Source organism: Leucobacter alluvii (genome assembly GCF_039530485.1).
GTDB lineage: Bacteria > Actinomycetota > Actinomycetes > Actinomycetales > Microbacteriaceae > Leucobacter > Leucobacter alluvii.
In genome coordinates, this window is the sequence record NZ_BAAAOP010000003.1 from 1 (window position 1) to 23,227 (window position 23,227).

Below are 23,227 nucleotides of genomic sequence, written 5' to 3' on the forward strand. Positions count from 1 at the left end.
GTGAACTGCACTGGACCAGCCCCACGGGCAGGCGCTACGTCGACCGACCGCCGAGCCGCGTGAGGTTCGCGCAGACCGGCCCGCCGGTCCAACCGGTCCAGCCGGTTTCGCCGCGCTCGCAGGACCCGCCTCGGAATATCGAGCGCAGCGACCGCGATACACCTGATCGGCAGCCGTTCTGACCATCGATCCGCCCGGGCACGACAGGCGGTGGCTCCGATGCACGCAGCAGCGGTGCGCACGGTCGCGCCCTGTAGCGCCCTGCCTCTACGATGAGTCCATGCATGGAACTCCGACGGCCGAGCGGCGCTCGCTCTCGCAGCGCCTCGACGCGCTGCCCTTCACACGCAAGCACGGCAAGGTGCTCGGCGGATCGGGCATCGGGTGGGCACTCGATGCGATGGACGTCGGACTCATCTCGTTCATCATCGCCGCGCTGGCCCAGCAGTGGGGCATCGACAAGGGCCAGAGCGGGCTGATCGCATCGATCGGGTTCGCAGGCATGGCGATCGGCGCCAGCCTCGGCGGCCTGCTCGCCGACCGCTTCGGACGTCGTCAGGTGTTCGCCGTCACCCTGCTCGTCTACGGCGTCGCGACCGGTGCGAGCGCCCTGGTCGGCGGCATCGGATTGCTGCTGGTGCTCCGGTTCTTCGTCGGACTGGGCCTGGGGGCCGAGCTCCCGGTGGCGTCGACGTACGTGAGCGAGTTCGCTCCGGCGCGCATCCGCGGTCGCATCATCGTGATTCTCGAAGCGTTCTGGGCCGTGGGGTGGACGGCTGCCGCGCTCATCGGCTACTTCGTGGTTCCCGCCTCCGACGACGGATGGCGCTGGGCGTTCGCCCTCGGCGCCGTTCCCGCGGTGTACGCGCTCATCGTGCGCTGGGGGCTTCCGGAATCCCCGCGCTGGCTCGCCGGCCGCGGGCGCACGGAGCAGGCCGAGACGATCGTTGCATCGTTCGAGAGCGCTGCGGCCTCCCGGGGCGGCAGAACCGCCGCGTCCGAGCCGGCACCTGCTCCGGCTCCCGCAGCGACACCCGATGCCGGTGGGCCCGCCGCCGCGCCGATCGCGATTTCCAGCGGCGGCCGCCTCGCGGCGCTGTGGTCGGCGGAGTTCCGCGGCCGTACGCTGTCGATCTGGGTCGTCTGGTTCTGCGTCAACTTCGCCTACTACGGCGCGTTCATCTGGATTCCGAGCATCCTCGTCGATGCGGGATTCAGTCTCGTGCGCTCGTTCGGCTTCACCCTCATCATCACGCTCGCGCAGCTTCCCGGCTACGCCGTCGCCGCATGGCTCATCGAGGTCTGGGGTCGGCGGCTCACACTGTCGGTCTTCCTCGTCGGCTCAGCCGTTTCGGCGATCGTGTTCGGCACCGTGCACGCCGAAGCGGCGATCATCGCCTCAGGCATGGCGCTGTCGTTCTTCAACCTCGGCGCATGGGGCGCGCTGTACGCGGTGACGCCGGAGATCTACCCCACATCGCTGCGGGCGACGGGCGCGGGCTGGGCCGCTGGCGTGGGAAGGATCGCGTCCATCGTCGCTCCGCTGCTGGTGCCCGTGCTGCTCATCGCGGGCGGCTCGGGGCTGACATTCTCCGTGTTCGCCGTCTTCTTCGTCATCGCCGCGGGCGCCGCTTGGGGGCTTGTCGATCGCAGAGGCACAGCGCTCGACGACCGGTAGACCCGGCTCACCGATAGCGTTCGCGGTAGCGAGCCCGTGCATCGCGGTGCAGGGGCACCTCACCCGTGTCGATGAGAGTGTCGAGGGCCAGATACTGCAGCCCGACCGACCCGGTGGGCACGAGCCTCCTGGCATCATCCACGAGCACGTCGACGAGCGCACGCGCTGCATCGCGTGCGAGGTCCGCGCGACACATCAGCAGGTTCGAGATCCCGATGGTCGCGGTCGACCCCTCCGTGCCGTACACGCCAGCAGGAATGCGGGCGTCGAGGTACTCCTGCGGGTACGCCGCGCGGAGCGGGGCGACGACATCCCCGAGATCGATCACCCGAAGCGGAGTGACCGCCGCGACGTCGGTGATCTCCGGAGTCGGAATCCCGCCCGACCAGAACAGTGCGTCGATGTCGCCCGCCGCGAGAGCGGTCAGCGCGGCGGAGAGCTCGAGTTCCGTCGCCGCCGGAGCACCGCTGCCCGATGCCCGACCGGTCGCTTCGAGCAACCGTCGTGTGGTGCGCGTGCTCCCCGAACCCGGGGCGCCGATCGACACCCGTCGTCCGGCGAGATCCGCGAACGATCGGATATCGCCGGCGTCGCGCACGAGGCACTGCAGGTAATTCTGATACACCCGCCCGATGGCCGTGAAGTCGTGCGATGCCGCGGTCTCGTTCGCCGAGTCCGCGAGCGAGAGCGCGAGATCGACATCGCCGCGCGCGAGCATCTCGAGATTCTCCCCGCTGCCATGCGTCACGCGGAGCTCGAGCGCTACCCCCGAGCGATCCTCCAGCGCGGCACCGAGCAGCTCCCCGAATTGCAGGTAGGCGCCGCCGGGCTCGCCGCACGCCAGCGCGATCCGCTCAGTCCGGGCGGGCGCGCACCCGGCAAGCGCGAGAGTCCACGCGGCCGCGCCTCCGATGAGCACGGTCCGGCGGCTCAGACCCGCCTCACGACGCCCGGTCACGCCGCACCCGCGATGATCATGATGCGCAGACCGCCCTCGGGTGCACGATCGACGGCGACCTCTGCGTCGTTCGCCCGCGCGAGCTGCTCGACGATCGCGAGCCCGAGACCGCTGCCAGGCAATTGCGCGTGAACGGCAGCGCGCCAGAATCGCCTGCCGACGAGCGGGATCTCCGAAGAGGCGAGCCCGGGGCCGGAGTCGCTCATGACGAGCACCGTGCGCGTCCCATCGCCCTGCCCCCGCAGTTCGATGCGAAACGTCGAACCGGCGGCGTACTTCGCGGCATTGTCGGTCACGAGCTCGACCACTTCCTCGAGATCGCTCCGGCGGAAACGGACGGGGCGCGAGTCATCGTCTGCGACCACGGAGATGCGGGCGTCGGCGAGCCGCTCGCGGTGCGGGGCGATGAGGCGTGCAGCCGACGTCGTCACCAGCGCATCATCGTTCGGCCGCGGCGATGCGTCGTTCGCCGCCCCTCCGTGCCCGCTGCCGGCGGCCGTCGCACGATGCTCGGCGTTCGCGAGCGCGAGCATGCGGGCGACGGTGTGCTCCAGGCGATCCAGATCTCGTTCGATCGCCGCCACCTCGGCATCGCTGCCCGGGTCGCCGAGGCCGCGCGGCAGGCCGTCGATGCGCAACCGGATGGCTGCGAGTGGATTTCGCAACTGATGCGATGCGTCGGCGACGAGACCGTGCTGCTGGTCGAGCGCGAGCTCCACGCTGCGCGCCATGCGCGCGAATGAGCGGGAGAGCCGGCGAAGTTCGGGCGGTCCAGCATCGGCGTCGAGGGCGTACTCGCGGTTCTCGGCGAGTGCGTTCGCCGCGGCGTCCAGCGAGGAGACCGGGCGCAGCACCCATCGCGTCCAGAACACCGAAGCGAGGAGCACCGCGAACAGGAGTGCCGCTCCGATGGCCACGATCGACGCCCATCCCGCTCCGACATCGCGCTGTGCGACCTGTTGATCGATGCGGAGCGCCACCGCTCCTTCGGGCGTGCGGCCGTCGAGTGTCACCGGTGCGGCGAGCGTCGCGGTTCGGGAGCTCCACGGCGTGACGGTGGCGAGATCCCGCTGCGGCACTCCGCGAAGTGCGCTGGAGATGACGGCGAAGGTCTCCGGATCGCTCGCGAAGTCGCCCGAAGCCGCGATGCGCTCGCCGGCGCCGTCGACCACGATCGCGGTTTCGCCGAACGTCTCGGTGAAGCGATCGAGGTAGCTCTCGAGCTCGCGCGCGTCTCCCGATTCGAACGCCGGGGTCGCTCGCTGCACGATCTGCTGCAGCGCAGCGCCGCGTTGGAGCTGCAGTTCCTGCGTGCGCGACTGCGCGATCGCGGCGCCGACGGGGATGAGGATGGCCGTGACGGCCAGCACTCCGAAGAGGAACAGGGGGAGCAGCACGCGAAATCGCATCAGGGCCTCTCGAGGCGGAACCCGCGGCCTCGGATCGTGGTGATCCGAAGCATCGGCACCTTCTGCCGGAGGCCCGCGAGGTGCACATCGAAGGCGCGAGAGGTTGCCGAATACGCTTCGCCCCACACGGCGTCGAGCAATCGCTGACGGCTGACGACCGCACCGACGTGTCGCGCCAGCATGGCGAGCAGTGCGCACTCCGTCGGGGTCAGCGCGATGGTGGCGCCGTCATGCAGCACCTGCCGCTCCGTCTCGTCGATGATGCAGTCGCCGAGCTCGATGCGATCGACGGCGAGTCCCGCGTAGCGGCGTGCAACGGCGGCGAGCCTGGCGAGGAGTTCGTGCAGGCGCACGGGCTTCACGAGGTAGTCGTCGGCGCCGAGCCTGAGCGCTTGCACCGTCGAGCGCTCATCTCCGCGAGCCGTGACGACGATCACGGGGATCTCGCTCAGCGCGCGCAGCTGTTCGAGGGCGGAGAGACCGTCCATGTCTTCCAGGCCGAGATCGAGCAGCACGATGTCGGCGCTCCGGTACTGCTGCAGCAGCGCGGCACCGCTCGCCACCCGGTCGCACGTGTGCCCGGCTCGGGTGAGGGCGCCGGCGAGTGCAGCGGAGACCGAGGGGTCGTCTTCGGTCACCAGTACGCGCATGCCATCCAGTATGCCGCTGCCGATACCAGCCGCGAGTGTTAAGGCAGTGTTAAGAGTTTCGCTCGCGGAGGTGTCGCCGCTCGCAGAATGGGTCTGCTGCTCGAACTGAGCTTCCCCGTCTCCTCCCATGATGATTGGACTGTCAATGTCAACGTCGACTGCGACCTCACCGACCCTGCGCAGGTCGATCTCGAACACCCTCAAGGGCTCGGCGGGCAACCTCGTCGAGTGGTACGACGTCTACGTCTACTCGGTATTCGCAACGTACTTCGAGTCGCAGTTCTTCGCGGCGGACGAGAAGAACTCGTCGATCTACATCTGGGCGATCTTCGCCGTCACCTTCCTCATGCGCCCGATCGGCTCGTGGTTCTTCGGCCGCTTCGCCGATCGCCACGGGCGCCGTCTGTCGCTCACCGTCTCGGTCTCGCTCATGGCTGCGTGCTCGATCCTGATCGCGCTCGCCCCGACAGCCGAATCGATCGGCGTCGGCGCGGTCGTGATCCTCGTCTTCGCACGTCTGCTGCAGGGCTTCGCGACCGGTGGGGAATACGGCACGAGCGCGACGTACATGTCCGAGACCGCCATCTCCGGTCACCGCGGGTTCCTGTCGTCCTTCCACTACGTCACGCTCGTCGGCGGGCACGTGCTCGCGCAGCTCACGCTCATGATCATGGTGCTCACGCTGCCCGAAGCAGCGATCGCCTCATGGGGATGGCGCGTCGCCTTCGTGATCGGCGGTGCGGGAGCGCTCGTGGTGATCTGGCTGCGTCGCACCATGGACGAGACCCTGGAGACCGCGACGCTCGAAGCGGTGCGCTCGGGAGCGTCCCGCGAATCCGGCTCCATGCGCGAACTGCTCGTGCACCAGTGGCGTCCGCTGCTCACCTGCTTCCTCGTCACCGCTGGCGGTACGGTGGCGTTCTACACCTACTCCGTGACCGGCCCGTCGATCGTGAAGAGCGCGTTCGCGGGGAGCGACGTGCTGGCCGGAACCGTCATCAATCTCATCGCCCTGACGATCCTCATGCTGCTCCAGCCCCTCGGCGGCTGGATCTCGGACCGCGTCGGCCGCAAGTCGCTGCTCGTCTTCTTCGGGATCGGGGGAGTGCTCTACACCTGGGTGCTCCTCACCCAGCTGCCGCAGCAGCAGAACCCGATCATCGCGTTCACGCTCCTCGTCGTCGGCTTCATCATTCTGACGGGGTACACCTCAATCAATGCCGTGGTGAAGGCGGAGCTCTTCCCGACGCACATTCGCGCGCTCGGCGTCGGGTTCGGGTACGCCCTCGCCAACTCGGCATTCGGCGGGACCGCGCCGCTGCTGTACCAGGCGGCCGGCGAGACGGATCGCGTGACCTGGTTCATCGTGTACGTGACCGCGGTGATCGCCGTGTCGCTGCTCGTGTACATCTTCGTGCTGAAGAACAAGAGCTCGAACTGGCTGGACGACGAGGCCGGGATGCGCTCTCGGGTCCGCGGTGCATCCGCCGCTCGCGCGGGCGAGATCGCAGACACCGCTTCCGCCCGCGCGTAGACTGGCCGCCTCACTCGCTGGGGAAGGAGTCGCTCATGCAGCTGGCGCGCGTGCACAATCTCGCCGTCTCGCTCGACGGGTTCGGTGCGGGGGCGGACCCTTCACTGGACGCGCCGTTCGGCCATGCGGGGATGCGACTGATGGAGTGGTTCTTTCCGACGCAGACCTTCCAGGCGCAGACCGGGCAGCGGGAACGCGTGGAGGTGCAGGGGGCGAGCGATCCCGATGATCGGTATGCGAGGCTATCGTTCGTCGGGATCGGCTCCGGGATCATGGGCGCCGGTAAATTCGGCCCGCCCGGCTGGCAGCACGACCCGGCCTGGACGGGGTGGTGGGGCGATGAGCCGCCCTTCCACTCACCGGTCTTCGTCTTGACGCACACGCCTCGGCCGTCCGTGACCCGCGGCGACACCACGTTTCACTTCATGAGCGCTTCGCCCGCCGAGGCTCTGGAAGCCGCGCGCCAGGCCGCCGGCGGACTCGACGTGCGCATCGGCGGTGGCCCCACGACGGTCCGCGAGTTCCTCGCCGCCGGCCTCATCGACCACCTGCACGTGGTCCAGGTTCCGATCCTGCTCGGGCGAGGGGCGCATCTCTGGCGCGGCCTCGAAGGGTGGGAGCGCGAGTACGATGCTGTCTCGGAGACCACGCCGAGCTGGGTCACGCACCTCACGTTCACGCGGAAAGAAGCCGCTCGTTAGCTATCGCCTGCGTCCCTGTCTCTCACCGCTCGCGCGCGGGGAGAGACAGGGAGAGACGGGGAACCCAGAGCAGGCCTCGTCAGTAGTTGGAGGGCGGATCGCTTCCCGGGAACGACTCCTCGCCCCATTCGTCGGCCAGAGCGTCGTCATGCTCCCCGCGCAACCGCCGCGCCGCGCTCGATGCGCTCTCAGGCGCCTCGGAACCACCCTCCGCTGCGGCATCGGGATCGGCGGGAATGGCCGGCGTCTCATCGACGGCATCCGCGTCGGCACCGAGCGGTGTAGCGCCGGACGGGACTGCGGCGTCCGCATCGCTGTCCTCGCCGAACACATCCCGGTCCTCCCGGAACGCGCGACTGCGGGCGTAGGCGTGCGCGGCACCGAGCATTTCGGCTTGCGCCAGCGCGCGCTCCCCGAGCTCGTCGAACACCGCGGCGTCGAGGTCGAGGTCGGCGGCGTGCTCGCTGAGCACCTGCCACAGGCCGAGCTTCCCGATCACCGCACTGCGCAGCAGTTCGAGCTCCAAGATGAGGGAGAGCGGCGAGCGCGTGAACGTGCGTCCGTTCAGCTTCAGCCTCCCGACGCGCTCACCCACCCACGACGCGGCCTGACGGTAGAAACGGCGCCGCACCTCGAGGTCGTCGATCAGGTGAGCGAGGAAGGCGCGCTCGAGCCGGAGCTCTTCGGCGAGTTCTGAGAGCCCGGCGTAGACGGGAGTGTCGATGTACGCAGCAGACATGCGCTCCATGCGCTCAGCCCCTGCGGTCGCCCCGGTCAGATGGTCGGAGAGGTAGAGGCCGAACAACTCCCAGTCGAGGTCGCCGGCCTCGTTCGAGACGCCTGCGGAGGGGTCGTCCGCGGTCGCCGACGGCTCGTCGGACGTCGAGGCAGCCTCGGCGCCAGCTCCCACACGTCCGTCGAGTGACGAGAGACGCGCCTCGTCGACATCCCGAGCTCGAAGCGGCAGTGATCCCGTCCCTCGACCGTCGATCATGCCCTCGAGCAGCTCTCGCAGGGCATCCGCAGCCGAGTGCTTCGGCTGCCAGCCGAGCTCGCTCTTGGCGCGACCGTTGTCCATGTGCGGCGCCCCCAGCGCGAGGTCGAACCAGCCCGCGTCGACCGACACGATTCCGGCGCGGTGCGCAGCAGTGACGAACCCGCGCACCACCGCTGTCGGAAGCTCGAAGAAGCGTCCGTGGTCGATGATGTCGGCCAGTTGTTGCGCTCCGAGCACGTCGTCGGCGCAGATGTTGAAGGCCCCAGGAGCGCGCTGCACGATCGCGGCGAGGTACGCGTCCGCCGCGTCATCGGCGTGGATCGCCTGGACGCCGCGCAAGCCCTTCGGCAATGGGAGGGCTGGCGGTTTCGCCCGACCGAGTGCCTGCACCGGGACGGCGCTTCCGAGGAAGTACCTCTGAATGGACGATGCAGCATCGCCCTGGAAGGTGAGCGCCGGTCGCATCCGCGTGATGGTGAGAGCAGGGAACTCGCGGGCGAACTCGTCGAGCACCTCCTCCTGTGCGGCCTTGTCGACGCTGTACTGCGACGACTCGATCCCGCCCCGTTCCCAATCCTCGGTGCGGAGGGACCGTGACGGATCGGCGGCATAGACGCCGACCGACGACGCGACCACGACGTGGCCGACCCCCGCCTCGGCTGCCGCGCGCAGCACGCGGCGGGTCCCCTCGACGTTCACGCGGCGCAGGAGTTCGCGTTCGGCGATGGGTTGGATGAGCCATGCCAGGTGGACGACGGTGTCGACTCCGGAGAACGCCTCCCGGAGGGCTTCGACAGCCGACTCCTCTGACGAGGCCGCAGCGATGTCGATGGAAGACCATTCGCATGACGCATACGGATCCACCGTGAGATCGGGCATGCGACGAGCGATGGCGAGCACCGACCCGACGTCCCGGGAAGCGGCGAGTGCGCGCAGCAGAGCGGTACCCGCGTTGCCCGTGGCTCCGACGACCGCTACGCGGAGCGGCGCGCTCGCGTCGTCCGCGCGGCCGGCATCGGCGGCGCTCGCCTTCGAGGGTCGCGCTCCGTTGACGGGTACTGCAGGAGTGGCCGGCACCGCGTGCGCGGCTCCGGCCGATGCATCTTGAGACTGGGGTCGTTCGGGCATTGCTGTCCTCCTCGAATCGCTCGTGTCTTCAGAATGCCTCGTCGACGCCGCGGTTGACAGGGGGTTGCGTGCTCTCGTCGGAGGCGTCAAGGCCCCTGCGGCGACGATTCTCCCCCCGTAACGTCGGCAATTGCGCCGTAGATCTCATCGGCGCGGAAGGAGCGAAACTCGATGGTTGAATCCGCTATTCAGGGCCGCGTCGACGACCTCGTCGAGCGCATCGCCGAGCGTGCGTCGGATGCAGGTCGGTCTGTCGCAGTCGCCGAGTCGTTGACGGGGGGTCAACTGAGCGCGGCGTTGTCCGCGGCGCCCGACTCCGGCACCTGGTTCCACGGAGGGATCACGGCATACCATCCGGAGGTGAAGTACTCCCTCCTGGGGGCTCCGAGGGGGCCGGTGGTGACGGAACCGACGGCGGTGGCGATGGCGGAATCCGCCGCACGTCTGCTGCTGGCCGATGTCGTGGTCGCAGTGACCGGAGTGGGGGGACCGGAACCCGACGAGGGCAAGCCGGCGGGGACGGTCGTGCTCGCGATCACCGGAGGGGACTCGCCGACGAGCGTCGAGCACCTCTCGTTCTCGGGTGATCCGATCGAGGTGATGCAGAAGACCGTCGAGGCCGCCCTCGAAGCGGTACTCGGACGCCTCGCCCCGACCGACTGAATCCGGGGTCTCGCCCGTCTCGGTGCGTCGGGCACGCGGACCGCACGAGCACCGATCCAGAGCAAGAGCAAGAGCGATGAGCAGAGGAGCACATGATGCGCGCAGTGACGTGGCAGGGCAAGCGGAAGATCTCGGTCGAGCAGGTGCCCGATCCGGTGATCCAGGAACCAGGGGACGCGATCGTTCGAGTGACTTCGACGGCGATCTGCGGTTCGGACCTCCACCTCTACGAACTGTTCGGGCCGTTTCTCGACGCCGGTGACATTCTGGGCCACGAGACGATGGGCGTCGTCGAGGAGGTGGGCCCGGGCGTGACCTCATTGCAGGTGGGGCAACGGGTGGTGATCCCGTTCAACATCTCGTGCGGAGCATGCTGGATGTGCACGCGCGGCCTGCAGTCGCAGTGCGAGCGCACGCAGGTGACCGAGTACGGTTCGGGGGCGGCGCTCTTCGGCTACACGAAACTCTACGGTCAGGTGCCCGGCGGGCAGGCCGAGCTGCTTCGGGTGCCCATCGCGGACTACAACACCATCCCCGTCGGCGAGACCCTCCCGGATGAGCGCTATCTCTTCCTCAGCGACATCCTCCCGACAGCTGCGCAGGGCGTGGCCTACGCAGGAGTCGGGCGCGGAGACACGGCACTGGTGCTCGGACTCGGCCCGGTCGGTCAGTTCGCAGCGCGTCTCGCCGCGCATCGCGGGGCGCGGGTGCTCGCCGTCGACCCGGTGCCGGAACGCCGGGAGATGGCTGCACGCCACGGCATCGCCGTATGCGAGCCCGGTGACGTCGACGAGGCCGCCGTCGACTTCTCCGACGGGCGCGGGCCCGACGCCGTGATCGATGCCGTCGGCATGGAGGCGCACGGGAGCCCAGGCGTGCACGCAGCGCACACGGCCATCGGTGCACTGCCCGACGTGCTCGCGAAGCCGATGATGGAGCACGCCGGCGTCGATCGCACAGCCGCCCTGCTGCAGGGGATCGATCTGGTGCGCCGCGGCGGGACCGTCTCGATCAGCGGAGTCTACGTCGGCAACGCCGACCCGCTGCCCATGAAGACGCTGTTCGACAAGCAGATCACGATCAAGATGGGCCAGTGCAACGTGAAGCGGTGGATCGACGATCTACTGCCCCTCGTCGAACAGCACGACGACCCGCTCGGCACGGCCGATCTCACCACCCATCGGGTTCCGCTCGCGAGTGCCCCGGAGATGTACGAGCTCTTCCAGAAGAAGGAGGACGGGTGCATCAAGGTCGTGCTCGATCCGGCGGCGGACTCCGCCGATACCGGCTCGGCGCCGGGTCGTTAGAGCTTCGCGAACCGCGCGCGGAAGAAGCAGAACACCCCGTATGCCAGGAACCCTGCACCGATGAGCACGATCCAGACGGGCCCGCCCGGCAGGTCGTAGAGCGAGGTGATGGCCGAGTCGAGGGCTCCGGCCGAGCTCGAATCTCCCCGGACGCCGGCGGCGGCCAGGAGCACGGCGACGACGAGCAGGGCTCCGCCCTTCGACACGAACCCCACCGCGCCCAGGGCAGCGATCGCGTGACCGGCGCGGCCGGACGGGAGCTCCATCTGCTTCCGGAAGCTCCGGGACACGCCCATCCAGATCCAGGCGATTCCAACACCGGCCACCCCGAGGCCGACCAGGACGAGCAGGACCGTTCCGCCCGGAAGGGTGAGCAGCCCGCGGCTCGCATCGCGAGTGGTGCGGTCGGGATCGGGGCGTGCGCCGACGGCGATCGCCGTCGCGATCCCGCCCATGACGCAGAACGCGATTCCCTGCCCCCACTCGGCGAGCCGGCGCCCCCAGCGCTGCTTCCGAGAGCTGCGGCTGAGGGCGAAGCCGTCGACGATGTGGAAGATGCCGAGGGCGAAGAGGAGCAGTGCGACCGCCCAGAGGCCCGCGAGGCCGAACGGAGCCTCGGCGATGGATGTGAGAGCTCCCACCTGATCGGCTTCCGCGCGGCCCTGGCGCACGACGAGGGCGATTGCGAGGACCCCGATCAGCCCGTGCACGATGCCGGTCGCCACGTACCCTCCCCGCGCCAGTGCGCGAAAGGTCGTGGTGCTCTCGGTTCTGCGAGCAGCAGATTGCAGTCGGTCGTCCATGGGTCGAGGCTAACGGATCGGAGCGCACGGACCTGCGCTGCGCCGTTCGCCGCGCGTATCGTGGTCTCATGGACCATCGCATACTCGATCGCGTACCCACCGCTGCCGAACACGCTGCCCTCGCAGCTGCGGTCGGATGGCAGTCCCACTTCGATGACGAGGTGCGCGGTGCCTCGCTCGCCGCGTCCCTGGCCGGTGTTGTGTGCGTCGACGAGCACGGGTCGGTGATCGGCATGGCGCGAGCCGTGGGCGACGGACTGCAATACGCGTACGTGCAAGACGTCGTCGTCGATCCGGAGCACGAGGGAGCGGGGATCGCGACCGATCTCGTCTCACGTCTGGTCGAACTGCTGCAGCCGGAGGGTGACATCGAGCTCTTCGTCGGTCTCTTCGCGAGCGATGCCGCGGTCGGCGTGTACGAATCACTCGGATTCACCACCGATGACGCGACCGGCATGCATCGGAAGCTCCGAGGCTCCGGTTCGTGAGGAGCGCAACCCCCTCGTCCGAAATGGAAGCGTTTCCTAGGCTCGACGCATGTCAGTGAACAAGCTCAAGCTCGTAGCCACCGGTGCCATCTCGCTCGCGCTCCTCGGCGGAACCGCCGGGTGCGGCGGAGTCTCCCCGACCGAGGGCTCAGGGGAAGTGCGCGACCAGCACGACGCACCGAACGGACTCGCGGACGAAGTCGAGGAGCAGATCGATGATCGCCTTTCGAACGGCGACCCCGAAGACGTCAGCGCGGACGAGACCGACCTTCTCGAGCAGATCGACGAGTACGAGAACGTCTCGACGGACACCATTCGCGTGCTCGTCGAGGGCGAGCTCAGCGAGGCCCAACGCGACGACCTCGCCTCCGCCGTGTTCGCCGCGACGGAGAACGACGCGCTCGGCACCGTGCTGATCGTGGATGCGACCGGGGATGAGACGGAGCACACGAGCTAACGAACAGGGACCGCGGGTGTCAAGGGGCGTGCGGGTGACTTCTGCGCGACTCTAGGCTGGCGGGATGACGCGTGAACCCGAGGCTGCCTCGCAGCCCCTCGATACGAAGCTGCGCCGCTCGGTCTCCGGCCTGCTCCTCTTCGCCTTCATCCTCGGAGATGTGCTCGGAGCCGGCATCTACGCACTCATGGGGGTGCTGTCTGCAGAGGTCGGCGGCATGCTGTGGGCACCGCTCCTGCTGGCTCTGCTGCTCGCGCTCCTCACGGCGGGCTCGTACGCGGAACTCGTCACGAAGTATCCGAAAGCGGGAGGCGCTGCCGTCTTCGCGGAGCGGGCCTTCCAGAAGCCCGTCATCTCATTCCTCGTCGGGTTCTGCATGCTCGCGGCGGGCGTCACGAGCGCTGCCGGCCTGTCCATCGCCTTCGCAGGGGAGTACCTGCACACGTTCGTGGAACTGCCGACGACGCTCGTCGCGATCCTGTTCCTGGTCGTCGTGGCCCTGCTCAACGCTCGAGGCATTCGCGAATCCCTCGGCGCCAACCTCGTGATGACGGCGATCGAAGTCAGCGGCCTCGTCATCGTCATCGTGGTGGTCGGCCTGCTCGTCGGGAACGGCGGAGGCGATCTCTCGCGAGTGGTCGAAGGGCCGGAGGGCGTCGGCACGGCGGCCGCGGTGCTCGGTGGTGCCATCATCGCGTTCTACTCCTTCGTGGGTTTCGAGACCTCGGCGAACATGATCGAGGAAGTGCGCAACCCGTCTCGCACCTACCCGAGGGCGCTCTTCGCCTCCCTCGCAGTCGCCGGGATCGTCTATGTGCTCGTCGGGCTCGCGAGCGCGATCGCCCTGCCCGCCGATGAACTCGCCGAGTCGAGCGGCCCCCTGCTCGACGTAGTGGAAGCCTCCGGCTCGCACGTGCCGTCGTGGGTGTTCAGCGCGATCGCGCTGATCGCCGTAGCGAATGGTGCATTGCTGACGATGATCATGACGAGCCGACTCGCCTTCGGGATGGCCGAGCAGGGGCTGCTCCCCGCCCAGCTGGGGCGGGTGCTGCCGAAGCGGAAGACGCCGTGGGTGGCGATCATGGCGACCACCCTCGTCGCGGCGCTGCTCACGCTGGTCGGTGACCTCGCCACGCTTGCGGAGACGGTCGTGCTGCTGCTGCTCTTCGTGTTCTTGAGCGCCAACGTGTCAGTGCTCGTCCTGCGCCGCGACCGCGTCGAGCATCAGCATTTCCGAGTGTGGACCTTCGTGCCCGTGCTCGGCATCGCCTCGTGCATCATGCTGATGACGCAGCAGAGCGGAACGGTCTGGCTCTTCGGGGCCGCCCTCGTCGGGGTCGGTGTTGTACTGCACCTGCTCGCACGCTGGAATGCACGTCGGAACGCGAGTCGGAGCGACGAAACTCCTGAGGTCAAGGCATGATGGGGTGACCGCGAACGCCGATGGAGGGGGCCGAAGATGACGTCGACGAAGAGCGCGGCTCGCGCCCCAGTCGTATCGGTGGGCCGCAGATTCGCCGTATGCGCCGCCTCCGCGGCAGTGCTGATCGCCGCCGCTGTGATCGGACAACTGGTGTTCAGTCTGAGTTTCGAACCCGATGAGCCGCTGTTCTTCTTCACGAACTTCTTCAGTTTCTTCACGATCCTGTCGAATGTGCTCGCGGTCATCGTTCTGACGGCGTCGGCCGTTGTCATATCCCTCGGGAAACGTCCGCCGCTCTGGTTCTGGGCGGTGTTCACGGCGATGTCCACCTACATGGTGACGACGGGGATCGTGTACAACGCCTTGTTGCGGGGCGTGTCGCTCGACCAGGAGTCGACTCTCGGATGGTCGAACGAGGTGCTGCACCTCATCGGGCCGTTCCTCGTTGCAGCGCTGTGGTGGTTCGCGCCAGCGCGCGCGGGGCTCTCTTGGAGGCATCTGCGCCTCGCGGCCGTATTCCCCCTTGCGTGGGGGGTCTACACGGTGCTGCGCGGCGCCGTCGTCGGCTGGTATCCCTACCCATTCATGAATCCCGCTCAACCCGGTGGGTACGGCGCCGTACTCGGTTACATGGCTGTCATCGCCGCGGTCATCATCGGCGTCGACGCGCTGCTCGTCGGGCTGAGCCGCAGGACGCGCGAGCGCGCCTGAAGCTCAGCCCGACGACGGAGCAGTTACTCCTTCCTCAGGACATCCTGAGCCCGGCCGGCGATCTTCTCGGCCAGGTTCGGCACGTCGGTCGTGCCGTAGAAGCGCGCGTCCGGGTGCGTGGGCGGCGGCATCGGCACTCCGGCCTCCGGGGCCTCGTGGTAGCTGAACTCGCCGAGTCCATCGGGAGTCGGTCCCGATGCCCAGCTGCCCTCGCTCGCGGCCGCTCCGTTGGAGAAGTTGATGTACTGGTACGACACGTCGCGCTCCTCCTTGCTGATCGGGAAGTTGCTCGGAACCGGAAGCGATTCGACGCCCTCTTCCTGCAGTTCCGCGGCTGCCGCGAGCCACTGATTCTGGTGCATGGTGTCGCGGGCGAGCAGGAAGCCGAGCAAATCGCGCACTCCGTGGTCGTCGGTCATGTGATAGAGCCGAGCGACCTGCACGCGCCCCTGCATCTCGGCGTTCGCATTGGCCTGGAAATCGGCGAGCAGGTTGCCGCTGCTCGTGATGAAACTGCCCTGCCACGGATTCCCGTTGCTGTCGACCGGGCGCGCGCCTGCGCCGGCGACGATGCCCTGCTGCACGTCGGTGCCGCCGATGATCGCGGCTACGGTCGGATCGCTCTGCACCGCCTCATCCGTGATGCCGAGCGGCGACTTCTCGAGGAGCTGCGCGATCATCACGGCGAGCATCTCGACGTGTCCCATCTCTTCCGCGCCGATGCCGAAGACCAGGTCGCGGTACTTCCCCGGGATGTGCATGTTCCATGCCTGGAATTGATACTGCAGAGCGACCGTGATCTCGCCGTACTGCCCGCCGAGCACCTCCTGCAGCTTGCGTGCGTACACCGCGTCCGGCTTGTCCGGGCTGGCCTTGTGCTGGAGTTCCTGCCGGTGAAAATACATCGTCCGTTTCCTCTCCGTCGCCGGTCGGAGGGCCGCGGTTCGACATCTGCTGCGACCGACGATGCCACCCAGCCCACACCGGATGCGGCGTGATCACGTCGGGGTTGCAATCAGGAGAAGCGTGACGTAAACGCGGGAGCTCAGGGCGAGACATCGAAGGTATGCAGCCGGAGATCGTCGCTCAGGCGCGCACTCGCCAGGTGGCCGCGGACGCTCGTCCCTTGTTCGTCGAGCGGTGGGCTGAAGACTGCGGCGCCGAGGGCGCCGGGAGCCGAGAGGACGATGGCGCCCGAGACGCTCGACTTCGCCGGAACACCCACTTCGCGCATCCAGCGCCCGGAACCGTCGTACACGCCGCACGTCGCCATGACGGAGATGACGTCGCGCGCGACCTCTCGGGAGATGACGCGTTCGCCGGTGCACGGATTGACGCCTCCCGCCGCGAGCGTCGCTCCCATGACCGCGAGGGCTTCTGCGTCGACGAGCGTGGCGCACGCGCGGGCGTACACGGTGATCGCATCGTCCGCTTCGACACGCAGCGTCCCCTCCGAGCGCATGAGATGCGCCAGGGCGAGATTGCGGTCCCCGAGTCGCTGCTCCGCCTCGGCGATCTCCTCGTCGACGCGCAGCGACCGCCCCGCGAAGGCCGAGAGCCCCGCGGCAATGCGCTCGGCGCGGGCAGCGGCACCGTCGCCGTCGACGATCGAGCTCGTGAGGAGCGCGCCGGCGTTCACCATCGGATTCGGCGGCCGGCCCGTGCCGCTCTCGAGTTTGATCGCATCGAAGGCCTCACCCGTCGGCTCGATGCCCACCCGCTCAAGGGCGGCGCGATTCGTGTCGTGCAGCGCCAGCGCGAACACGAACGGTTTCACCGCCGACTGGATGCTGAACACCACGTCGGACTGCGCGCTCGAGCGAAGGTCGCCGTCCAGGGTGACCAGGGCGGCGCCGCAGAGCCCGGGGTCGGCTTCGGCGAGCTGGGGGATGCTCTCGGTCACGGCACCGCCCCGATGGGGAAGCATCTGCTCGCGCAGTGCGTCGAGGTCGTAGCTGCGGGCGTCCGGGGCTCGGTTCATTCCTCTAGCTTGCGGGAGAGCCGGGCTCCGGAGGCTCGATCGTGCGGCGCGGCGTTGAAGCCGGTCATGGCGCCGGCGCCTGCATGCAGAAGCGTCGCTCCTCCCAGGAGAATCAGGAGGAGCGACGCTCCGGTGATGTGCGACTGCGTCAGAGCAGATCAGGATTCTTCTTGACGAACTTCTCCGCTTCTTCCTCCGTGATCGCGATGAGACCGCGCGGTGTATGCGCGAGCGAGTTGAGCGCCCGCACCCACGCTTTGCTGAGTTCCGGCTCGCGGCTCCCTGAGAAATGGAAACCGATCGAGACGTACGGCGACAACCAGACCGACAAGCGCCCATCGCCCTGGTCGTGCGGCTTGTGCCAGCTGAGGAAGAAGCACTCCTGCTTCTTCAGTTTCTGCCCGATGACGAACTGCAGGTGGGCCAGCAGTCGATCCTCGAACTCGTATTCCCGTTCCCCGTGTTTCAAATACCCCATGATCAGCAGTTTGCCAGTGGAAACAATTCACGGCAGGGCTGTCTTTGCGGCGTTGAATGTGGTACCCTGGTTCGGTCGATCCGACTACTTCACGGGTTCTGCGCGGAGGTTTCCGGGATAGCTGTTTCCGGTGGCTTCGGCGACGGCCAGTGTGCCGTCCTCTTTCGTCACGATCAACCCAGTCGTCGAACTCGCCGATTCCCCGAGTCGCTGCAACCACTCTTTATTGATCTCCGGTACACGGCTCCCCAGGAACTTGAACGTGAGCGTCGTCTGGGGCGAGACCCAGATCGCCGTGCGACCGTCGCCCACGCTCATGCTGTCCTTCCACGACATCAAGAACGCCTCGTCGCGCATCAGCTTCTGCACGATGATGATCTGGAGGTGCGCGAGCAGTCGGTCCTCGAAGTGGGTGGTGAGGCCGTCGTATCGAATGAATCCCATGAGCTTCTGATCCTTTCATCCCGCGACATTCGAGTGGTCGCGGGGAAGCTCGTCAAGTGTCTCAGGAAATCTGGTGCACGAAGAGCCGCGGAAGAGACGATTACCGCTTCTCGTCCGACGACGCGCGCGTCTGGGATCGCTCGAGTGCTCCACCGGTTCGATGAGGCGGCGGCAGGGCGAGCTCGTCGAGATGATGCGTGACCGTGTCGAGGGCATGCTGCGGCGCTTCCGCATCTCCGTCCCAGAGCCCGAGCATTGCGACTCCGTCGAGGAGTGCCCGCAATCGCCGCGCTTCGAACGCGGCGTCGCGATGAGCGTGGAACAAGCGCGCACCGACGAGGATCCCGATGGCGGCGACGCACGCGCGGTCGACCGCGGCGCTGAGCCGTTGCGCCGCGGGACGCAGCGCCTGGTCGGTGAGCGCGAGCACGCCGAGTTGCACCTGCGCGACGAACTCGAGGCGGCGCACTCCGTCCAGGGGGAGGAGTTGCGCGAGCAGCGCCTCCGCGAGCTCACGGCCCGAGAGGTCGAGGGCGGCGATTCTGGCCGTCGCGCGCTCCTCGATCAGTTCGAAGCAGTACTCGCGGAGGTCTTGTTGCGTCGGGAAGATCCTGCGCAGCGACGCGGGTGCGAGTCCGGTTTCGGCGGCGACTCCTCGTACTGAGAGGCTCGCGAGACCGTCGCGCTCGAGGATTCGCAGTGCAGCTCCGGCGATCTCCGCGGTACGCGCCTCAGTGTCGATTCTGCGGGGCATGGGTGTCAGCGTAGTGCGGAGGCAGCGTTGCGGGCGCTTTCGGCCAGAACGTGTAGCTCACCGCCCACACGAGATCGATCGCGAAGATGATGCCGAGGATGCTGAAATACCCGGAGAGCGCCTCGGTGCGTCGAGGGTCGTCGACGAGCGCGATGATCGCTCCGAGGATCACGGCGGCGACGGTCACGGCTGCGGCGGTCGTCAGCACGTCTCTCCAGCATTTGAGCGTGTAACGCAGCCCGGTCAGCTTCTCGGGGGGCGGGCCGTCGGCGAACCGGTGCTTGAATCGCGCGTCGGCCCAGGCGACCATGCGCTTGCCGTAAGCGACCGAGATGCCGATGTAGATCGCTGCGAGCCCGTGCTGCCACGAGGCGGTGCCCCCGCCGAGGAGGTCGAAAGTGACCAGGGCGAGCAGGATCACGTCGATGACAGGAGCGACGATCAGCAACGCCGTACCGAGCCCCGGGCGGCGGAAGAGATAGCGTGCCGAGAGACCGGCGATGATCGCCAGCCAGAAAGCGACCTCGCAGATCACGATCGCGGTCAGGATCATTCGTCTCCTCCATCTGTAGCGCTGTTCTTTGTTTGAGTACAACTGTACTCAAACAAAGGCCATCGCGTCGGGCCCTATCGCAGGTGCTGAGAAACGGTCTGCGCGGCAGGCGCAGCATGCACAGGGGAAGGCGCTCGAGGAGACCATTGCGAGGCGCTTCTCCGGCAGCTACGAATGAGCGCATGAACGACATGCACCTGCTCACATTGGCGAGCCTCACCGACCTCGTGCGTTCGCACCCGGGCCTGCACGTGCGCTACTCGGAAGGACCGGAGCACGACGCAGCGCAGCGCAGCATCGACACCGAGAGCGGGCTCGAACTCCCCGGCCTCTCAGTGAACCCGCTCGATGCCGAGCAGTGGTGGACCCGGCCCCTGGAGGACTGGCTGTCGAGGCAGCTCTGTCAGTACAGCCACCTCGCCGAGAAGAACCCCGACCGCTACGCCTGGATTCTGCGCGGAACCCTCGTAGGGCGAGGCCCTGACTGCGAGCCGTTGATCCGCGACGTTCACGCGGTCGCCACCCTCGACGACGAGCTCATCAGAGAAGCTCACGCCCACTACCGCACCCGTTTCGATGCGGGGCACGGTCCGGCGTGAGGGCCTCGCACTGGCCCGGCATCGGCGGCGTCTGCGCACCATCGCTTCGATGATCTGAGAGAATCGATGCATGTCGTCGACTCGCTCCCGCATCGCCGCGCGCGGCGTCGCAGCGGCGGCGGTGTCGACCTTCGTCGCCCTGCTCTCCCACGTCGTCGGCGGTGGTGCCGTGCCTGGCGCGATGGGAATCCTCGCGCCGCTCGTGCTCTCCACGTTGGTCTGCGTCGCACTCGCGGGGCGCACGCTCTCCCTCCCTCGTCTCTCGCTTTCAGTCGCCGCGAGCCAATTCCTGTTCCACGCACTGTTCGTGCTGGGAGCATCGCGGACGAGTGAGACGACGACGAATGCACTGCCGCATCACGCCCACGGCTTGACGGGCTCCGCCGCTGCACCCGTGATGCCCAGCGCTCATCTGGCGCACGCGGGCACGAGCATGTGGATCGCGCACGTGTGCGCTGGAGCGCTCACGGTGGCAGCGTTGTACTGCGCGGAGTCGGTGCTCGCGTCGATGGCGGTGCTCACCCGTCTGATCGTGTCGCGACTGCTTCCCGTTGCTCCCGCCACCGGCAGCCGAATCTCCGCAGCTCCGTCGCCCGCCGTCGTTCCGGACATCGCGTCGACGCTGCTTCCGCTCGGCGTGTATCCCTCGGTGACCGCCCGTCGTGGCCCACCCGTTCCCGTGCTGTTCCGCTGATCCACTCCGCCGACGCTCCGCCGCTGTGCTTCGCGCGCCTCATCGCTGCGCTGGGAGACCGCAGCCGCAGCGAATCGGGGAGTACCGTGCACCCGGAATCGTCGCGCCCGCCGCTGTGACGGCTCGCCCTCGAACGAACCGGTGCACGCGTTCCTGAATGCGCTGCTGTCTCGACCGCACCATCGTGCGGTCGAGAACGGTGCCGCCTTCTTCGATGACCCCTGCCATCACCCGATGAGGCTCAGCCATGACCCCTACACCGTCCACTCGCCTGCCGACCACCCCGGCCCGTTCACCCCGCCGAATGCTCACGCGCCTCACGACGCTGGCGTTCGCAGCGCTGGTGATGATGCTGGGGAGTGCGAACCCCGCGTTCGCGCACGACCAATTGCTCTCCAGCGAGCCCGCCCAAGCAGCCGTGCTCGCTTCGTCCCCCGCGCAGGTCGCGCTCGAGTTCTCGGACAACCTTCTGACCGTCGGCGCCGTCATTCTGGTCGTCGATCAGGGCGGCAAGGATTGGGCGGGCGGTGCGCCGACGTTGGATGGGCCCATGGTGAGCGTGCCGATCGACGGCTCGCTCCCCGACGGCTCGTACGAAGCGCGCTGGCGAGTGGTGTCTTCCGACGGGCACCCGATCAGCGGCATCGTTCCGTTCACCGTCGGCGATGCGAAGACGGCGGAACAGACGCAGCCGGAAGAGCTTGACTCGCTCGATGCGCGCGAACCTGCGCTTCCAGCCGGCTCGGATGCGTCGGCTTCGACGAGTCTTCCGAGCGAGGCATCCGAACGATCGGACTTCGGGCGGACCATCGCAATCGGAGCGGCGGGAGCCGCAATCGCGCTGCTCGTCTTCATCGTCTGGTCACTCAGGAAACGCGGCAAGAACACTCCGTCGGATCCGTCCTCGCGACGATCCGAATCTGCAGAAACACATGAAGCACTGTGAAAGGCACTCGTATGTATACACGCACCACTCAGAACTCTCTTCTCGCACTCACTGCCGTCGCGCTCGTCGCGCTCACGAGGTGCAGTACCGCCGCATCCAACGCTCCAGAGACCTCGGCTCCTGCGGCCGGCGAGGCCGTCGTCATGGAGGACGGCTGGGTCAAAGCCGCCGACAGCGGCATGTCGGCCGCGTTCGGCGAGCTGGAGAACACCGGCTCCGATGACGTCACCATCGTTTCGGCGAGCACGGAAGCCTCGAGCGCTCTCGAACTGCACGAAACCATCGAGAACGAGGCCGGAGAGATGATCATGCGCGAGAAGACTGACGGCTTCACCATCGAAGCGGGTGACAGCCTGTCGCTCGAACCCGGCGGCAACCATCTGATGCTCATGGATCTCACCGACCCCATCGCGGCTGGAGACGAGATCACGTTCACGCTCACCTTCTCCGACGAGTCGACGTACGAGTTCACCGTTCCGGCGAAGGACTACGCGGGCGCCAACGAGAACTACGAGGGCGACGATGCGGGCGAGCACGACATGGAGATGAGCGGGGACATGGAGATGGGCGGACACTCGGAATGACCTCGGACCGTACCCCCGACACCGGGCGGACGGGCGTCAGCCGGCGGGGGCTCCTCTTCGGAGGAGCCGTCGCCGGCCTCGGCGCGGCCGCCGCCGTCGGCGCCGACGCACTGCTCATCCGGGCGAGGCCCGGCCGCGCGCCCGGGGTCGCGAGCGATACTGCGGCGTCGATCCACGGAGGCCACACAGTCGATTTCCATGGCGCTCACCAAGCAGGGATCACGACGACGCCTCAAGCGCACGCCACCTTCGTGGCGCTCGACCTGCACGACGGGACCGACCGGGATGCACTGCGACGGATGATGCAGATTCTCACCGAGGACGCGGCCAGGCTCACCCAGGGTGAGCCTGCTCTCGCTGACTCCGAACCGGAGCTCGGTGCAGTGCCGGCACGGCTCACGGTCACCTTCGGATTCGGGCCGGCGCTCGTCGCACGCGCAGCGGGACCGTCCGCGATTCCCGAGTGGCTCCGCCCCCTGCCGGCATTCACCATTGACCGTCTCGAACCGGGTTGGAGTGACGGGGACCTCCTCCTGCAGATCGCTTCCGACGATGCATTCACCGTCGCCCACGCAACGCGCATGCTCCTGAAAGACGCGCGGAGCTTCGCGTCAGTGCGGTGGACGCAAGTCGGCTTCCGTCGAGCGTTCGGTGCCGAGAAGCCGGGTACCACGATGCGGAACCTCTTCGGCCAGGTCGACGGCACCGCCAACCCTTCGCCCGAAGATCAAGACTTCGACCGTCTCGTATGGGCGACCGACGGATGGTTGGCGGGCGGTACCGGATTCGTGCTGCGGCGCACGCACATGGATCTCGACAAGTGGGATCGTCTCGATCGGAGCGGGCGAGAGCAATCGATGGGTCGCACGCTCGCGAACGGAGCGCCACTGACGGGCGTGCACGAACACGATGAGCCCGATTTCGACGCGAAGACGAACGTCGGGTTCCCCGTGATCCCGGAGTTCTCGCACATCCGACGAGCGCGCTCGGAGAACGCGGATGAACGGATCTTTCGTCGCGCCTACAACTACGATCATGCTCCATCCGGCGGCGAGATATCGGACAGCGGGTTGCTCTTCGTCTCGTTCCAAGCCGACGTGACCAAGCAGTTCGTGCCCATTCAGCGTCGTCTCGACGAACTCGACCTGTTGAACGAATGGACCACCCCAGTGGGTTCAGCCGTGTTCGCGATTCCTCCAGGGTGCAGCGGAGGAGGATATATCGGTGAGACGCTCCTCGGGTGAGGGGAGCCTGGACGCGTTGCAAGTTCGTTCGGGCCGGAGCCCG

At 67.7% G+C, this 23,227-nt stretch carries 26 protein-coding genes; 15 read left to right on the forward strand and 11 right to left on the reverse strand.

Going from position 1 to position 23,227, the window contains the following annotated elements; all coding sequences use genetic code 11:
* Both ABFX18_RS01960 and ABFX18_RS01965 read left to right on the forward strand, forming a co-directional pair.
* Positions 1 to 182 (forward strand): hypothetical protein (locus ABFX18_RS01960; RefSeq protein WP_428833618.1); only part of this gene is annotated, 182 nt, incomplete at its 5' end.
* Positions 183 to 280: 98 nt separating this feature from the next.
* Entirely contained in the window at positions 281 to 1,678 is a 1,398-nt protein-coding gene (locus ABFX18_RS01965) for an MFS transporter (protein ID WP_200331512.1), read from the forward strand.
* A gap of 7 nt (positions 1,679 to 1,685) precedes the next feature.
* Here the strand turns inward: ABFX18_RS01965 and ABFX18_RS01970 are convergent, their stop codons facing one another.
* The 3 genes from ABFX18_RS01970 to ABFX18_RS01980 are packed head-to-tail and all read right to left on the reverse strand — an operon-like array spanning position 1,686 to position 4,695.
* The gene (locus tag ABFX18_RS01970; RefSeq protein WP_346057199.1) at positions 1,686 to 2,636 is read right to left on the reverse strand and encodes a TAXI family TRAP transporter solute-binding subunit; all 951 of its coding nucleotides are present in this window, start codon (positions 2,634 to 2,636) and stop codon (positions 1,686 to 1,688) included.
* Positions 2,633 to 4,045 carry a sensor histidine kinase gene (locus ABFX18_RS01975; protein WP_346057200.1) on the reverse strand — a complete coding sequence of 471 codons (1,413 nt, stop codon included), beginning with the start codon at positions 4,043 to 4,045 and terminating at the stop codon, positions 2,633 to 2,635. Before ABFX18_RS01975 ends, ABFX18_RS01970 begins: the two co-directional genes overlap by 4 nt.
* On the reverse strand, positions 4,045 to 4,695 hold the full coding sequence (locus ABFX18_RS01980) for a response regulator (RefSeq protein ID WP_090150588.1): 651 nt from the start codon (positions 4,693 to 4,695) through the stop codon (positions 4,045 to 4,047). Before ABFX18_RS01980 ends, ABFX18_RS01975 begins: the two co-directional genes overlap by 1 nt.
* 145 nt (positions 4,696 to 4,840) lie before the next feature.
* Here ABFX18_RS01980 and ABFX18_RS01985 point away from each other — a divergent pair, with 145 nt between their 5' ends.
* Positions 4,841 to 6,229, forward strand: coding sequence for an MFS transporter (locus tag ABFX18_RS01985; protein WP_090150585.1), 1,389 nt, complete (start codon positions 4,841 to 4,843; stop codon positions 6,227 to 6,229).
* 35 nt (positions 6,230 to 6,264) lie between these two features.
* Positions 6,265 to 6,930: a dihydrofolate reductase family protein gene (locus tag ABFX18_RS01990; protein WP_346057201.1), complete on the forward strand. Its 666-nt coding sequence runs from the start codon at positions 6,265 to 6,267 to the stop codon at positions 6,928 to 6,930.
* A 79-nt stretch (positions 6,931 to 7,009) separates the two neighbouring features.
* Here ABFX18_RS01990 and ABFX18_RS01995 read toward each other — a convergent pair whose 3' ends face one another.
* A complete protein-coding gene (locus tag ABFX18_RS01995; RefSeq protein WP_346057202.1) occupies positions 7,010 to 9,055 on the reverse strand; it encodes an NAD-dependent epimerase/dehydratase family protein in 2,046 nt (681 codons plus the stop codon).
* Between the two features lie 171 nt (positions 9,056 to 9,226).
* Between ABFX18_RS01995 and ABFX18_RS02000 the strand changes: the two genes are divergently transcribed.
* Together ABFX18_RS02000 and ABFX18_RS02005 are read left to right on the forward strand one after the other, a co-directional pair.
* Complete coding sequence (locus ABFX18_RS02000; protein WP_336662549.1) at positions 9,227 to 9,718, forward strand: CinA family protein; 492 nt, start codon at positions 9,227 to 9,229, stop codon at positions 9,716 to 9,718.
* Between the two features lie 95 nt (positions 9,719 to 9,813).
* Entirely contained in the window at positions 9,814 to 11,025 is a 1,212-nt protein-coding gene (locus ABFX18_RS02005) for a zinc-dependent alcohol dehydrogenase (RefSeq protein WP_200331909.1), read from the forward strand.
* Here ABFX18_RS02005 and ABFX18_RS02010 read toward each other — a convergent pair.
* Positions 11,022 to 11,828, reverse strand: a complete 807-nt coding sequence (locus ABFX18_RS02010; RefSeq protein WP_090150574.1) for a DUF1206 domain-containing protein — start codon at positions 11,826 to 11,828, stop codon at positions 11,022 to 11,024. The two genes, ABFX18_RS02005 and ABFX18_RS02010, sit on opposite strands and share 4 nt — an antisense overlap.
* A 68-nt stretch (positions 11,829 to 11,896) precedes the next feature.
* Between ABFX18_RS02010 and ABFX18_RS02015 the strand changes: the two genes are divergently transcribed.
* From ABFX18_RS02015 to ABFX18_RS02030, 4 genes are all read left to right on the forward strand, one after another.
* Positions 11,897 to 12,316 (forward strand): GNAT family N-acetyltransferase, encoded by a 420-nt coding sequence (locus ABFX18_RS02015; RefSeq protein WP_346057203.1) that lies wholly within the window; start codon positions 11,897 to 11,899, stop codon positions 12,314 to 12,316.
* A gap of 49 nt (positions 12,317 to 12,365) precedes the next feature.
* Positions 12,366 to 12,773, forward strand: coding sequence for a hypothetical protein (locus ABFX18_RS02020; protein WP_346057204.1), 408 nt, complete (start codon positions 12,366 to 12,368; stop codon positions 12,771 to 12,773).
* A 64-nt stretch (positions 12,774 to 12,837) separates the two neighbouring features.
* On the forward strand, positions 12,838 to 14,196 hold the full coding sequence (locus ABFX18_RS02025) for an APC family permease (RefSeq protein ID WP_090150565.1): 1,359 nt from the start codon (positions 12,838 to 12,840) through the stop codon (positions 14,194 to 14,196).
* A gap of 36 nt (positions 14,197 to 14,232) precedes the next feature.
* Entirely contained in the window at positions 14,233 to 14,907 is a 675-nt protein-coding gene (locus ABFX18_RS02030; RefSeq protein WP_346057205.1) for a Pr6Pr family membrane protein, read from the forward strand.
* 23 nt (positions 14,908 to 14,930) lie between these two features.
* Here the strand turns inward: ABFX18_RS02030 and ABFX18_RS02035 are convergent, their stop codons facing one another.
* From ABFX18_RS02035 to ABFX18_RS02060, 6 genes are all read right to left on the reverse strand, one after another.
* Positions 14,931 to 15,812 carry a manganese catalase gene (locus ABFX18_RS02035; protein ID WP_346057206.1) on the reverse strand — a complete coding sequence of 294 codons (882 nt, stop codon included), beginning with the start codon at positions 15,810 to 15,812 and terminating at the stop codon, positions 14,931 to 14,933.
* A 140-nt stretch (positions 15,813 to 15,952) separates the two neighbouring features.
* Positions 15,953 to 16,888, reverse strand: coding sequence for a glutaminase A (glsA, locus tag ABFX18_RS02040; RefSeq protein ID WP_346057207.1), 936 nt, complete (start codon positions 16,886 to 16,888; stop codon positions 15,953 to 15,955).
* Positions 16,889 to 17,036: 148 nt separating this feature from the next.
* A complete protein-coding gene (locus ABFX18_RS02045) occupies positions 17,037 to 17,366 on the reverse strand; it encodes a DUF7882 family protein (protein WP_090150553.1) in 330 nt (109 codons plus the stop codon).
* Positions 17,367 to 17,450: 84 nt separating this feature from the next.
* The gene (locus tag ABFX18_RS02050; protein ID WP_200331530.1) at positions 17,451 to 17,810 is read right to left on the reverse strand and encodes a DUF7882 family protein; all 360 of its coding nucleotides are present in this window, start codon (positions 17,808 to 17,810) and stop codon (positions 17,451 to 17,453) included.
* Between the two features lie 100 nt (positions 17,811 to 17,910).
* Entirely contained in the window at positions 17,911 to 18,564 is a 654-nt protein-coding gene (locus ABFX18_RS02055; RefSeq protein WP_090150547.1) for a TetR family transcriptional regulator C-terminal domain-containing protein, read from the reverse strand.
* A complete protein-coding gene (locus ABFX18_RS02060; RefSeq protein WP_346057208.1) occupies positions 18,542 to 19,117 on the reverse strand; it encodes a hypothetical protein in 576 nt (191 codons plus the stop codon). The genes ABFX18_RS02055 and ABFX18_RS02060 overlap by 23 nt, the downstream gene beginning before the upstream one ends.
* 182 nt (positions 19,118 to 19,299) lie before the next feature.
* Between ABFX18_RS02060 and ABFX18_RS02065 the strand changes: the two genes are divergently transcribed.
* The 5 genes from ABFX18_RS02065 to ABFX18_RS02085 all read left to right on the forward strand — a co-directional run bounded on the left by ABFX18_RS02065 (position 19,300) and on the right by ABFX18_RS02085 (position 23,184).
* Positions 19,300 to 19,716: a DUF6098 family protein gene (locus ABFX18_RS02065; protein ID WP_346057209.1), complete on the forward strand. Its 417-nt coding sequence runs from the start codon at positions 19,300 to 19,302 to the stop codon at positions 19,714 to 19,716.
* Positions 19,717 to 19,786: 70 nt separating this feature from the next.
* Positions 19,787 to 20,410: a hypothetical protein gene (locus tag ABFX18_RS02070; RefSeq protein WP_336662555.1), complete on the forward strand. Its 624-nt coding sequence runs from the start codon at positions 19,787 to 19,789 to the stop codon at positions 20,408 to 20,410.
* Between the two features lie 247 nt (positions 20,411 to 20,657).
* Complete coding sequence (locus tag ABFX18_RS02075; RefSeq protein WP_346057210.1) at positions 20,658 to 21,356, forward strand: copper resistance CopC family protein; 699 nt, start codon at positions 20,658 to 20,660, stop codon at positions 21,354 to 21,356.
* 11 nt (positions 21,357 to 21,367) lie between these two features.
* Positions 21,368 to 21,940: a copper chaperone PCu(A)C gene (locus tag ABFX18_RS02080; protein ID WP_346057211.1), complete on the forward strand. Its 573-nt coding sequence runs from the start codon at positions 21,368 to 21,370 to the stop codon at positions 21,938 to 21,940.
* Positions 21,937 to 23,184, forward strand: coding sequence for a Dyp-type peroxidase (locus ABFX18_RS02085; protein ID WP_346057212.1), 1,248 nt, complete (start codon positions 21,937 to 21,939; stop codon positions 23,182 to 23,184). The genes ABFX18_RS02080 and ABFX18_RS02085 overlap by 4 nt, the downstream gene beginning before the upstream one ends.
* Positions 23,185 to 23,227 lie beyond the last annotated feature (43 nt).